Annotated in this window: 13 protein-coding genes; 8 read left to right on the top strand and 5 right to left on the bottom strand. The window is 71.4% G+C overall.

Features of this window, described 5'->3' with window-relative positions:
- Positions 1-23: 23 nt before the first annotated feature.
- Positions 24-776, bottom strand: coding sequence for an SDR family NAD(P)-dependent oxidoreductase (locus tag DEJ30_RS00560; RefSeq protein ID WP_110858585.1), 753 nt, complete (start codon positions 774-776; stop codon positions 24-26).
- A gap of 45 nt (positions 777-821) precedes the next feature.
- Here DEJ30_RS00560 and DEJ30_RS00565 point away from each other — a divergent pair, with 45 nt between their 5' ends.
- The 6 genes from DEJ30_RS00565 (at position 822) to DEJ30_RS18585 (ending at position 5,952) form a co-directional block, all read left to right on the top strand.
- The gene (locus DEJ30_RS00565) at positions 822-1,544 is read left to right on the top strand and encodes an SDR family oxidoreductase (RefSeq protein WP_258369756.1); all 723 of its coding nucleotides are present in this window, start codon (positions 822-824) and stop codon (positions 1,542-1,544) included.
- Positions 1,541-2,200 (top strand): FadR/GntR family transcriptional regulator, encoded by a 660-nt coding sequence (locus DEJ30_RS00570; RefSeq protein WP_110858587.1) that lies wholly within the window; start codon positions 1,541-1,543, stop codon positions 2,198-2,200. Before DEJ30_RS00565 ends, DEJ30_RS00570 begins: the two co-directional genes overlap by 4 nt.
- Before the next feature lie 67 nt (positions 2,201-2,267).
- Positions 2,268-2,888, top strand: coding sequence for a DedA family protein (locus tag DEJ30_RS00575; RefSeq protein ID WP_110858588.1), 621 nt, complete (start codon positions 2,268-2,270; stop codon positions 2,886-2,888).
- 10 nt (positions 2,889-2,898) lie between these two features.
- Positions 2,899-3,795 (top strand): SMP-30/gluconolactonase/LRE family protein, encoded by an 897-nt coding sequence (locus tag DEJ30_RS00580; protein ID WP_110858589.1) that lies wholly within the window; start codon positions 2,899-2,901, stop codon positions 3,793-3,795.
- 7 nt (positions 3,796-3,802) lie between these two features.
- On the top strand, positions 3,803-4,954 hold the full coding sequence (gene rlmC / locus DEJ30_RS00585) for a 23S rRNA (uracil(747)-C(5))-methyltransferase RlmC (protein ID WP_110858590.1): 1,152 nt from the start codon (positions 3,803-3,805) through the stop codon (positions 4,952-4,954).
- A 302-nt stretch (positions 4,955-5,256) separates the two neighbouring features.
- The gene (locus DEJ30_RS18585) at positions 5,257-5,952 is read left to right on the top strand and encodes a transglycosylase family protein (RefSeq protein WP_110858591.1); all 696 of its coding nucleotides are present in this window, start codon (positions 5,257-5,259) and stop codon (positions 5,950-5,952) included.
- An 82-nt stretch (positions 5,953-6,034) separates the two neighbouring features.
- On the opposite strand, the gene DEJ30_RS00595 is transcribed toward DEJ30_RS18585, so the two are convergent.
- Entirely contained in the window at positions 6,035-7,078 is a 1,044-nt protein-coding gene (locus DEJ30_RS00595) for an LCP family protein (protein WP_110858592.1), read from the bottom strand.
- A 75-nt stretch (positions 7,079-7,153) separates the two neighbouring features.
- Positions 7,154-7,561, bottom strand: a complete 408-nt coding sequence (locus tag DEJ30_RS00600; protein ID WP_110858593.1) for a MarR family winged helix-turn-helix transcriptional regulator — start codon at positions 7,559-7,561, stop codon at positions 7,154-7,156.
- Between the two features lie 77 nt (positions 7,562-7,638).
- Here DEJ30_RS00600 and DEJ30_RS00605 point away from each other — a divergent pair, with 77 nt between their 5' ends.
- Positions 7,639-9,753 carry an efflux RND transporter permease subunit gene (locus tag DEJ30_RS00605; protein ID WP_110858594.1) on the top strand — a complete coding sequence of 705 codons (2,115 nt, stop codon included), beginning with the start codon at positions 7,639-7,641 and terminating at the stop codon, positions 9,751-9,753.
- A 12-nt stretch (positions 9,754-9,765) separates the two neighbouring features.
- Positions 9,766-10,416: a GntR family transcriptional regulator gene (locus tag DEJ30_RS00610; RefSeq protein ID WP_110858595.1), complete on the top strand. Its 651-nt coding sequence runs from the start codon at positions 9,766-9,768 to the stop codon at positions 10,414-10,416.
- Between the two features lie 97 nt (positions 10,417-10,513).
- Here the strand turns inward: DEJ30_RS00610 and DEJ30_RS00615 are convergent, their stop codons facing one another.
- Entirely contained in the window at positions 10,514-11,290 is a 777-nt protein-coding gene (locus tag DEJ30_RS00615) for an IclR family transcriptional regulator (RefSeq protein WP_027467181.1), read from the bottom strand.
- A 26-nt stretch (positions 11,291-11,316) separates the two neighbouring features.
- Entirely contained in the window at positions 11,317-12,744 is a 1,428-nt protein-coding gene (locus tag DEJ30_RS00620) for a hypothetical protein (RefSeq protein WP_110858596.1), read from the bottom strand.
- Between the last annotated feature and the right edge of the window lie 4 nt (positions 12,745-12,748).

Here is a 12,748-nt window from a genome sequence, read left to right on the forward strand (position 1 = left end):
TGTGCGGCCGGACAGCAGTCCGCTCAGGTCCGGCCGTGCGCGCGAGCCGGGATCTGCGTCGCGAGCTTGCCGCCGGAGACGTCGAGCAGGGTGCCGGTGATGTACCCGGAAGCGTCGCTCGCCACGAAGACGAGCAGGTCGGCGACGTCGTCCGGCGTCTCCCACCGGCGGAGCGACAGCGTGTCGAGCAGGCGGTCCTGCGCCTCGGTCGGCATCGTCGCGAAGCCGTTCATCGCCGTCGGCACCATGCCCGGTGCGTAGGCGTTCACGGTGATCCCCCACGGGCCGAGCTCCGACGCCAGGACGCGGGTGAACGAGACGACGGCGGCCTTCGACGCCGCGTAGGCCGCGCTCCCGACGCTGGGCACGATCGCCGCGAACGAGGCGGCGTTGATGATCCGACCGCGTCCGGCCGCCTGCATCACCGGAGCGACGGCCTGGCTCATCAGGAACGTGCCGCCGAGGTTGACGTCCATGCAGCGTCGCCAGGCGTCCCACTCCAGTTCGGCGACGGTGCCCGTGACGTTGATGCCGGCGTTGTTGACCAGCACGTCGATCGTGCCGTGCCGCCCGACGACCTCGTCCACGGCGTCGTGCACCGACTGCGGGTCGGCGACGTTGCACACGACGTGGTCGAGCGGGAAGTCCGGCTCGAAGGCCAGGTCGAGCGCGACGACGCGGCACCCCTCGCTGACGAAGCGGTCGGCGAGTGTGCGGCCGATCCCGCGCGCTGCGCCGGTCACGACGACCACTCGGTCGGTCAGGTCGAGGTGCATCGTTGCTCCCGTCGTCGGTGCCTTCAATAGGCATACTATTCGAGCATGACGGATCAGCGTGTGCTCTGGGTCACTGGTGGAGGCAGCGGCATGGGAGCCGCGAGTGCCGAGGCGGCGGTGCGGGACGGCTGGACCGTGGTGCTCAGCGGACGTCGTGCCGACCGGCTCGAGCAGGTCGCGCGCACCGTCCGCGGCGCGGGGGGAACCGCGCACGTCCTGCCCCTCGACGCGAACGACCCCGACGCCGTCACCGCCGCGCGAGACGCCGTGCTCGAGCGGCACGGCCGGCTCGACGGGCTCGTGCTGGCGGCCGGACTCAACGCCCCGCGACGCCGGTGGGACGACCAGTCGCTCACCGACTTCCGCGCGATCGTGGACACGAACCTCACCGCCGTCGTCACGCTGGTGGACGCTTCGCTGCCGGCACTCCGCGTGGCCGGCGGCGTGGTCGTCGTGGTGTCGTCGTACGCCGGGTGGTCCTTCCAGCCGGGAGCGGGTGTCGCGTACTCGGCGAGCAAGTCCGCGCTCGCCTCGGTCGTCCGCACGCTCAACCAGCAGGAGGCCGAGCACGGCGTCCGTGCCACGCACCTGTGTCCTGGTGACGTGGCGACGGACTTCCTCGACCAGCGGCCGGAGGTCCCCGATGCGGCCGCCCGGCAGCGCATGCTCCAGCCGGAGGACGTGGGGCGGACGGTCGCGTTCGTGCTCGGGGCGCCGGCGCACGTGCGCATCGACGAGCTCGTGCTGTCGCCTGTCTCGCAGCGGTGACGAGCACCTTCGAACGGGTCCTCGACCAGGTCGGTGCCGCCGTCGTCTCCGGTGCCGTCGCCGTGGGCAGCCGCCGGAGCATCGACGACCTGGTGGCCTGGACGGGTGCCAGTCGCAGCATCGTCCGCGAGGCCGTCCGAGTCCTCGTCGCCCTCGGCCTGCTCGCCGCGCGGCAGCGGGTCGGCGTGACCGTCCTCGGCATGCGGGAGTGGGACGTCCTGGATCCGCGCGTGGTGCGGTGGCGGCTGCGGGGCCCGGACGGTGACCGCGTGGCGGCCGAGCTCCGTGAGCTGCGTGCGGCGGTCGAACCCGCCGCTGCTGCCGCAGCAGCCCGGCGGGCAGCGCTCGACGAGTTCGCGGACCGACGGGAGGCCCTCCGCACCACCGCCGACGAACTCGCCGCCGCCGCGACCCGCGACGACCGCCTCGACTTCGTGATCGCGGACGTGCGGTTCCACGCGCTCGTGCTCGACCTGTCCGGCAACGCGCTGTACCGACGACTGCACCAGGTCGTCGGCCAGGTGCTGCGCGAACGCGGGAGCGTCCGCCCGGACCGGCACGACGTCGGCCTCCACCTCGCTCTCGCCGATGCCGTCCTCGACGGTCGTCCGGACGAAGCAGCCTCGACGATGCGGGCGATCGTCGACCGCACGTGAGTGGAGCGCCCCGGACCTGCGAGGATGGACCCCGGTGTGCCCCTCCGGTGCCCGTGGAGGGTGAGTCGTGGACGCAGCACAGGACCTGGTCGTCCAGCTCGTCGGGACCCCGTGGGCGTTCTTCGTGGTCGGCCTCGTGCTCGCCGTGGGCAGTGTCGCGGTCTTCCTGCCCAGTCAGGCACTCGTCGTCGCGATCGGCACCCTCCTGGTGGGCGGTGACGGCGGTCTCCTGCCGGTCCTCTTCCTCGTCGTCGCGGCGTCGATCGGCATGGTCCTCGGCGACCTCGGGCTCTACCACCTGGCGCGTTCGGTCGACCTCGGCTCGAGGTCGTGGTTCTCGCGTCCGAAGGTCCGCGCGGCCCGGGACGCCATCGACGGCCGCTACCGTGCAGCTCCCGGGCGCATCGCGGTGCTCGGACGCTTCATCCCGATGGGTCGGTTGACGACGAACCTGGTCGGCGCGGACAGCGGGCTCGACCTCCGGCGGTTCCTGCTCAGCTGCGTGCTCGCCGACGTCGTCTGGGCGGCGTACTGCGTCGGCATCGCCTCGGCCACCGGGCGTTGGAGCCGCGAGCAGCCCTTCCTCGTCACGACCCTCGCGGTCGTGGCGTCGATCCTGCTCGGCCTCGCGATCTCCGCGATCGAGAAGGCCCTGCGACGACGCAGCGAGGCGGCGGCCGCGGCCTGACGAAAGTAGGGTGGGCACCCCGTTCGAAGGAGAACCCGTGCTGCTCGACGACCTCGTGCCGGACCGCGATGCGCTCGAGCGCATCGCCACCGGCAGCACCTGGGCCGAGGGGCCCTGCTGGATCCCGTCGACGCGCACGCTGCGGTGGTCCGACATCCCTGGCGACCGGATCCTGCAGTGGCACGCCGACTCGGGGGAGACCTCGGTGTACGCGGACGGTGTCGAGTTCACCAACGGCCGCACGCTCGATCGGGACGGCAGCGTCGTGCAGTGCTCGCACGGCCTGCGTCGGGTCGAGCGTGACCGCGACGGAGTCGTCACGCCGATCGTCGACGTGTGGGACCGGGGCCGCTTCAACTCCCCGAACGACGTCGTGGTCGCGCGGGACGGCGGCGTCTGGTTCACCGACCCCGCCTACGGCATCACCCAGCCGCGTGAGGGGCACCCGGGCGTGCGCGAGTACGGCGACCACTGGGTGTTCCGGTGCGGACCGGAGGGCGGGGACCTGCGACCCGTGGCGACCGACCTGGACGAGCCGAACGGCCTGGCGTTCGCCCCGGACGAGCGGGTGCTGTACATCGCGAGCTCGTCGGGCGACGAGCCGGTGATCCGTGCCTACGACCGCCGTGGCGACCTGCTGAAGAACGGCCGGGTGTTCGCGCGGCTCGAGCCCGGAGAGGGAGCGCCGGACGGCATCCGGGTCGACGTGCACGGCAACGTCTGGTCGTCCTCCCACCGCGGCGTCGTCGTGTTCGACCCCGAGGGAGCCCGGATCGGAGAGGTCGCCGTGCCGGAGGTCACGTCGAACCTGTGCTTCGGCGGCGACGACGGCACGACGCTGTTCCTGACCGCGACGACGTCGGTGTACCGGATCGCCACGACGACGCGGGACGCTGCCGTATCCTGACTCGGCCATGCAGTGCGACTACTTCGACCGCGGGGTGTGCCGGTCGTGCACGCTCATGGGTCAGCCCTACGCCGACCAGGTCCTCGACAAGGAACTCCGGACGCGCGAGCTCCTGCACGACGCGGTCGAAGCTGCCGGGGGTCCCGGAGCGGTCTCCTGGTCGCCCGCGATCACCAGTCCGGAGTCGGGGTACCGGAACAAGGCGAAGATGGTCGTGGGCGGATCCGTCCAGCACCCCACCGTCGGGATCCTCGACCACCGGCAGCGCGGCGTGGACCTGCGGCACTGCGGGATCTGCACGCCCGGCATCCGGCACGCGTTGCCCGTGCTGGCCGAGTTCGTCTCGACCGCGGGGCTGATCCCGTACGACGTCGCCGCGCGCCGGGGCGAGCTGAAGTACGTCCTGGTCACCGAGTCGCCCGACGGCGAGCTGATGATCCGGTTCGTGCTGCGCTCCGAGGGACAGCTGCCACGGCTCCGGCAGCACCTCGACGCCCTGCGCGCCGCACTGCCGAACGCGGTCGTGGTGACCGTCAACCTGCTGCCCGAGCACAAGGCCGTCACGGAAGGCGACCGCGAGATCGTGCTGACCGAGCAGGAGACGCTGCCGATGCGGCTCGGCGGGATCACGATGCACCTGCGGCCACAGAGCTTCTTCCAGACGAACACCGGCGTCGCGACCGAGTTGTACGCGCAGGCGACGGCCTGGATCGACGAGCTCGATCCCGCGTCGATGTGGGACCTGTACTGCGGCGTCGGCGGGTTCGCGCTGCACGCAGCCCGCCCCGGTCGCGTGGTGACCGGCATCGAGACGAGTGCCGAGGCGATCCGCTCCGCGCGGCAGTCCGCTCGTGAGGCCGGCCTCGAGGGCCTCCGGTTCGCCGCCGACGACGCGACCGAGCACGCACTCCGCGCCCGTCCGGACGCGGTGCCCGAGCTCGTCGTCGTGAACCCGCCGCGTCGCGGGATCGGCGAGCGGCTGTCGACCTGGCTCGAGGAGTCGGACGTGCAGCACGTCGTGTACTCGAGCTGCAACCCCGTGACCCTGGCGAAGGACCTGGCGCGCATGCCGTCGTTCCGGCTGCGTCGGGCCAGGGTGCTCGACATGTTCCCGCAGACCGGTCACCTCGAGGCCGTGACCCTGCTCACACGGGGTTGATCCCGAGCGCCGATCGGCATTGCCAGGGAATTGCCAAGGACACGTACCCGGGTACGGCTCGATCACCATGCCCATGGGGATGTGCCCGTTCAGGTTCGGGGTAGGGGTACATAGCATCTACGGGTAGAACCGTTTGTCTCGGTTTGATAACGGTCAAGAGTTTCCTATGGTTGCCGACCGAGGTGCCGCCGGCCCGATGACCACTGCCCCCGGTGGCGCACCCCCACAATCGACCGCGATCGGTCGGGGTGGGCAGTGGATTCCGCAGCAGATGCGGCTCGTGACCCCGGTGGAGCAATCACATGAAGAAGCTTTCCCGTACCCGCACCATCGTCGGTGGCCTGGCGTTCGCCGGCATCGCAGCGACCGGTGTCGGCCTCGCGGCAGCCCCCGCGAACGCAGCGTCCGGTTCGACCTGGGACCAGCTCGCGCAGTGCGAGTCCGGCGGCAACTGGGCCATCAACACCGGCAACGGCTACTACGGCGGCCTGCAGTTCAACCTCGGTACCTGGCAGGCGAACGGTGGCGCGGGCAACCCCGCCTCCGCCAGCCGCGAGGCCCAGATCGCCGTCGCCGAGCGTGTCCTCGCCTCGCAGGGCTGGGGTGCATGGCCCGCCTGCTCCGCCCAGCTCGGGCTGAGCGGCACCAGCGGTGCAGCCCCCGCCGCGGCCGCCCCGGCCCCCGCACCGGCTCCGGCGCCCGCAGAGCAGGCTGCCCCGCAGCCTGCCGCTCCGGCACCGGCTCCTGCCGAGCAGGCCGCCCCGCAGCCGAGCACGACCGAGTCGACGCCCGCCCCGGCAGCGACGACGCCGAGCAAGCCGGCCCCGGTCGAGACGAGCGGCAAGACGTACACGATCGCCTCGGGCGACACGCTCGACACGATCGCGACGAAGCTCGGGGTCGACGGCGGTTGGAAGCAGCTCTGGGCCGCGAACACGTCGACCATCGACGACGCGAACCTGATCTACGCCGGCCAGGAGCTCCAGCTCCCCGCCTGATCTCTCCGCAGACCGGACACGACGACGCCCCACGATCTCGAGTCGTGGGGCGTCGTCGTGCGTGCGGCCTCGCGGTACTGGACTACTGCGGGTTGTCGGCGAGCCAGCCGGCGACGTCGTCGGACCGGAGCGCCTGGGACAGGGAGCCGACGGCGAGCTCGTTCAGGTTCACGATCGACTGCCCGTCCGGTGCCGTCCCTGAGCCCGCGGTCGGCACGGTGAAGGTCACGAGGTCGTCTGCCCGGACCGCTCGGAGCGACCACCCGAGTTCCGCCATCCGTGCGAACGAGAACCCTGCGTCGACCGACAGGTGCGCACTCGTCGCCGCGACGAAGTCCTGGATGCGACCGGGGTTCGTGACGGTGCCGCGGGACAGCAGCCCGTTCACGACGCCGCGCATGAACGCCTGCTGGTTGCGGACGCGGGTGTGGTCGGCGTCGACGAAGGCGTAGCGCTCCCGGACGAAGGCGAGTGCTGCGGCCCCGTCGAGCCGGTTCGCCCCGGCCGTGAAGTCGTGGCCGCGTGCTGAGAACGCCCGGGGGGAGTCGACCGTGACGCCGCCGAGGGCATCGGTCATGTCCTCGAACCCGGCGAAGTCGATCTCCGCCACGTGGTCGATCCGGATGTCCAGGAGCTGTTCGACGGTCTCCGTGGTGAGGGCGACCCCACCCCAGGAGTAGGCCGCGTTGATCTTCGCGCGCCCGTGTCCGGGGACCTCGACCCAGGAGTCGCGCATGATCGACATGAGGTACACGTGCTGTCGGTCGGCGGGGACGTGCGCCAGCATCAGGGTGTCGGAGCGCCCGCCGAGCTCGGGCCGCGCACCCTCGGGGCCGCCCTGCGCGCGAGTGTCGGACCCGATGAGCAGGATGTTCTCACCGCCGGACGTGCTCGGTCGCGCACCGCTCGGGAACGGGTCGGCGATGGTGTCGCGACCGGCATCGAAGCTCCGCGCGAGTCCGCCGACGAACACGCTCGCCACGACGGCGATGACCAGGGCGACACCGACGAGCGAGCCGAGCGTCGCGATCAGGGCGACCAGGAACGGTCGCCGTCGCCGCGTGCTGCGACCGGGTGCGCGGAGAGTGTGTGCTGCGGCCGCCCGGGCGGCTCGGCGTTCGGACATGCGGGGCTCCTGTGGTCAGGTCGGCACGGACCGACCACGGGATCTTACCGCATGTGGTATTTCACGAACAGTGTTTCACTCGGGCTGTGGCTTGGCGAGCAGCTCGCCAAGTGCCGTCCGGAGTGCCGGGTCCTCCGGCAGGACCTCGCGCTCGATGTGCCGCGCGGTCTCCCAAGCGGACCGGCCGGCGGGCGTCACGCTGACCACGCGGCGCCGACGGTCGGCGGGGTGCGGGGTCCGCTCGACGAGACCGTCCCGCTCCATCCGCTCGAGGGTGCGGGACATCGTCTGCGGCTGGACCCGGGCCGTGCGGGCGATGGTGTCGGCGCCGGTCGGTCCGGTCCGGATGAGGATGTCGATCGCGACGACCGCGGCGTGCGAGAGCCCGATGGCGCGGAGGCGTTCGTCCCAGTCCCGTTCGACGGACCGTGCGGCCGCGGACAGCAGGCGTCCGAGGGGCCACTGCTCGGTCATGTCCTGCATGTCGTGATTCTACGGTCGGCAGGTGCGCTCGACCGTCAAGTAATCAGCATGCTGATGATCGGTGTACGCTCACCGACGTGTCCCGCTTCCTCCGCATCGTCCTCCCCGCGCTCGTCATCGTGGTCTGGCTCGGCATCGCCTCCGTCGGCGGTCCGTTCTTCGGCAAGATCTCCGAGGTCTCCACCAACGACCAGACCTCGTTCCTACCGGCCTCGGCCGACGCCACCAAGGTGCAGGAACGGTCCTCGGAGTTCCGCGACGAGTCGGGGGCTCCCGCGATCATCGTCCTCGAGCGTGAGGGTGGCCTGACGTCGACGGACCTCGCCGACGCGAAGGCGTTGGTCACGACGCTGTCCGACCGCGCCGACGTCGAGGCCGTCAGCCCGGTGATCCCGAGCGAGGACGGCGACGCGGTCGAGATCGTCGCCACGCTCACGCAGGACGCCGAGACCGGGGACGCGGTCGAGGCCATCCGGGCCGACGTCGACGATGCGCTCCCGTCCGGTGTGAGCGGCTACGTCACCGGTCCCGCAGGGTTCACCGCGGACCTGACCGAGGCCTTCGCCGGCATCGACGGACTGCTGCTCGGGGTGGCGCTCGCCGCGGTGTTCGTGATCCTGATCATCGTCTACCGATCACCCCTGCTGCCCGTCCTCGTGCTCGGGACCGCCACCTTCGCCCTGTGCGCCTCGATCCTCGTGGTCTGGTGGCTCGCCGAGGCCGACATCGTGACGGTCAACGGGCAGGTGCAGGGCATCCTGTCGATCCTGGTGATCGGCGCGGCGACGGACTACGCGCTCCTGTACACCTCGCGCTTCCGGGAGGCGCTGCGCGACCACCGCACCGGTTGGGACGCGACGAAGGCCGCCCTGCGGGGGAGCCTCGAGCCGATCCTGGCCTCGGGCGGCACGGTGATCGTCGGGGTGCTCTGCCTGCTGCTCTCCGACCTCAACTCGAACAAGGCGCTCGGCCCCGTCGCGGCCATCGGCATCGCGTTCAGCCTGCTCGCTGCCCTGACGCTCCTGCCCGCGCTGCTGCTCGCGTTCCGCCGCGCGGCGTTCTGGCCGCTGCGTCCGGCGTTCGGCAGCGCCCACCCCGAGCTCACCGGTCCGGACGCCCGCGGCATCTGGGCGCGCGTCGGCCGGCTCGTCGCTCGGCGGTCCCGGGTGGTGTGGATCGTCTGCACGGTCGGCCTGCTCGCGATGGGCGCCGGCCTGTTCGGACTCAAGGCGGACGGGGTGCCGCAGAGCGACCTGATCATCGGGTCGTCCGAGGCCCGTGACGGTCAGGACGTGCTGGCCGACCACTTCCCGGGCGGTTCCGGCAGCCCGGCGCAGGTCATCGGTGCGGAGCGCGACCTCGACCAGCTCGTCGACGCGATCACCGCGGTGGACGGGGTCGACGGTGTGGTCGCCGCAGCGAAGGACAGTCCCGCCGGTACCGTCCCGGTGACCGGGGACGCCGCCGGCAGCGGCACGCCGACCGTCTCCCGCGGTGACGTCCTGCTCGAGGCGACGCTGTCCGACGCCGCCGACTCGGACGCCGCCGAGCAGACCGTCCGCGACCTCCGCACCGCCGTCGAACGGGTCGACCCGGGAGCGATCGTCGGAGGCGTCACCGCGACGGCGGTCGACACGAACGACACCGGGATCCGCGACCGCACGCTCATCATCCCCGTGGTGCTCGTCGTCATCCTGCTGATCCTGATGCTCCTGCTCCGCAGCGTCGTCGCGCCGCTCGTCCTGATCGGCAGCGTGATCGTGTCCTTCGCGGCGGCCCTCGGTGTCGGAGCGCTCGTCTTCGACCACGTGTTCCACTTCCCGGGCGCGGACCCGAGCGTGCCGCTGTACTCGTTCGTGTTCCTGGTGGCCCTCGGCGTCGACTACAACATCTTCCTCATGACACGAGTGCGCGAGGAAGCACTGCGGCACGGTCCACGCGAGGGCGTCCTGCGCGGACTCGGGGTGACCGGCGGGGTGATCACGTCGGCGGGCGTCGTGCTCGCCGCCACGTTCGCCGCCCTCGGCGTGATCCCGATCCTGTTCCTCGTGCAGATCGCGTTCGTCGTCGCGTTCGGCGTCCTGCTCGACACGATCGTGGTCCGCTCGCTGCTCGTGCCGGCGCTGGCCTACGACCTCGGGCACCGGGCCTGGTGGCCGTCGCGCCTCTCGCGCACGAACCCTGACATGTGACACGCTGGACCCATGCCAGTTCCCTCGACGCAGCCCGCTGCCGAGCGCAAGCTCCTCCGTGACACGGTGCAGGACAAGATCCGCGACGCCATCATGGACGGCACGCTCGAGCCCGGGGAACGGCTCAACGACGACGACCTGATCGCCTGGCTCGGGGTCTCCCGGACGCCGATCCGCGAGGCCCTCGCCGAACTCGCCCGGGCCGGACTCATCGAGATGGCGCCGAACCGCTACACCCGGGTCGCGGCGCCGACGAAGGACGAACTCCTCGACGCGTACCGCACCCTCGGCGTGATCTACGGTGGCGTCGTGCGGCTCGCGGTGCCCCGGTTCACCGACGCGCAGCGCAAGAAGATCGTGAAGATGCTCGACGACGTGCACGCGCGGGTGGGCGCCGACGAGCAGGACCAGGTCGCCCGCGACGGCGCCGGCATCTACTCGATGTGGGCCGACGCGTGCGGCAACCCGTCGCTCGTGCAGCTCTGCAACTCGACGACGGACGGGCTCTCCTTCAAGCTCCGCGTGCCGGAGCTCGCCGAGCTCCTGCCGGCCGAGGTGATCCTGCCCGAGCTGACCAAGCTCAAGGACGCCGTCGTCGCGAAGGACCCCATCGCCGCCGAGCTCGCCATGGAGGCGATCCACCTGCTCCCGTCGCGCGACTAGCCTTCCGGACGCGACCAGGCGACGGCCTGGAGGCGCGTGGCCGCCCCGCCACACGCCTCCAGGCCGTCACCGCGTCACCACGCGACCAGGCGAGCCGTCAGTGCGCGACGGCGCTGATCATCCCGAGACCGACGCTGATGCGGTCGGCGACCTCGATGAGGTCCTCGGCCAGGGATCCGAGGTCACGGTCGCGGAGCTGCGTGAGGCGTCCGGAGATCGAGAGCGCGGCCGCGGTGTCCCCCGAGGCGTTCCTGATCGGCGCTGCGATGCAGAACCGGCCGAGCGCGAGTTCCTGGTTCTCCTCGGTCCAGCCGCGCTTCGCCGAGACGGCCAGGTCGGCCGTCAGGGCGTCGTGCGACGTGATGGTGTGGTCGGTGTACCGCGCCAGGTCCGCACCGAGGAGCCGCTCCCGGTCCACCTGTGACAGGTCGAGCATGAGGGCCTTGCCGAGTGCCGACGCGTGCAGCGGCTGTCGCATGCCGATCATGGTGTGCGACTTCGGGGCCAGTGACCCCTCGAAGTGGCAGAGGTAGATGCACGAGGCGGCGTCGCGCACCCCGACGTTCGCGGTGAGGCCGATCCGGTGCGCGAGTTCCTGCGCCGCGGCCCGGCTCTCCCGGTGCACCGGGTTGTGGTTGAGCCCCTGGCTGGCGAGTTCGAGCACGGCGCGACCGACCGAGTACCCCTGCGAATCGGGATCGCGGCGCACGTACTCGAGCGACTCGAGCGTCGCGAGGAGCCGACCCGTCGTCGATGTCCCGAGGCCGATCGCCCGCGCGATGTCGGAGGCACGCATCGGCCCGTCAGCAGCACCGAGCGCGCCGAGGACCGCCGCGGCGCGCTCGACGCTCTGGTTCGGAGGGGTGGTCGTCATCCCCTCATTCTGGTCTGCGACGGCGATCAGGACACCGTGACGCCGCTGACGAACGCGTTCGAGCGCACCTGCGCAGCTGTCAGCGGCACCCCGCCGAGCACGACGTCCTGGAACGCGACGCCCGAGATCCCGTGGGCGGCGTCCCAGCCCGACAGCGTCACGGAGTCCGCCGTGACGTCGGTGAAGTGGCGGATCGTGATGCCCGTGATCCGACCGCGTTCGTCGCGGTAGCCGGTGTCGTTCGAGTACTGCCCCTTGAGGACCTGCAGCACGATCGCTCGCTTCCCGACCGGCTGCGACTCCACGTGGAAGCCGTCGACCGTGACGTCGGAGACCGTCGCCCAGTCCTGCACGTCGAACTTCAGGGCGACCTCCTTGGCGCGGAGCACGTACGACTGCGTGATCGAGATGTCGGTGAACAGCGACGTCTCCATCGAGGAGCCGAACCGGACGGGGTTGCCGCCGGTGACGTTCCAGAAGGTGGTGTCGAGGGCGTGCAGCCCGCGGGTCTCCGGCTCGCCGTTCGTGGCGGCGTCGAGGGCGTGCCAGCCGAAGCCGTCGTCGCCGCTCATCACGAAGTTGTGCTCGACCGCCATGTCCTGCACGCCGTCGGTGTCGATGCCGTCGTTGTTGATGAGCGTGCCCATCAGGTTCGTCCACGACACGTGGATGCCCGACGACCGGATGTACAGCGTCTGCCACCACTGTGCGTTCCGGACGCCGATGCCGGAGACCGTGACGTCGGAGCTGTCGCGGAACCGGATCGCCATCGTCTTCGCGGTGCGCGAGGTGTCGTCGCCGGCGTCGAGGATCCCACGGCCGAGCACCCGCACGCCGGTGACGCCGTCACCGTCGATGCGACCGTGCACCAGTGCACCGGGAGCCAGGTAGATCGTCTGCCCGGACGTCGGGCGGATGACTCCGGCGCCGTGCTCGCCCGGGCCGAAGTACCGGACCGAGGGGTCAGCGGCGGACGGCACGGTCGTCTCGGCCGGTGTGACGAAGAGGAACAGTGCGCGAACGCCGGGCGTCTCGATCACGAGCGGGTGTGCGTCGCGGATCGTGAACGTGATCGTGGAACCGGAGCGGGTCGTCGCGATCGACAGCGTCCGTGGTGTGACGACCGGTGTGGCCGACGCGGCGAGGCCGGGCATGGTGACGCTGACGGTCGCCGTACCGGCCCCCTTGGCGAACATCGCGACGTCGTGCGAGGTGCCGCTGACCGACTCGGCCCTGACCGGCACGGCCGTCCCGTTCGCCGAGACGGTGTGCGCGGTCGCGGTGGGCGAGGTGGGGTTCCCCGGGTTGGGCTGGATCGTGGCGGTGCCGGCGGTGACCGCTGACGGACTGGCGGCGGTGTCCGCGACCGCAGCCGCGCCTCCCGGCCCGGACGTGCCGACGGCGGCGAGTGACAGCGCGACGACCGTCGCGATGGTGTGTGCGCGCAGGCGCATGGCG

The organism is Curtobacterium sp. MCPF17_003, from assembly GCF_003224385.1.
GTDB lineage: Bacteria > Actinomycetota > Actinomycetes > Actinomycetales > Microbacteriaceae > Curtobacterium > Curtobacterium flaccumfaciens.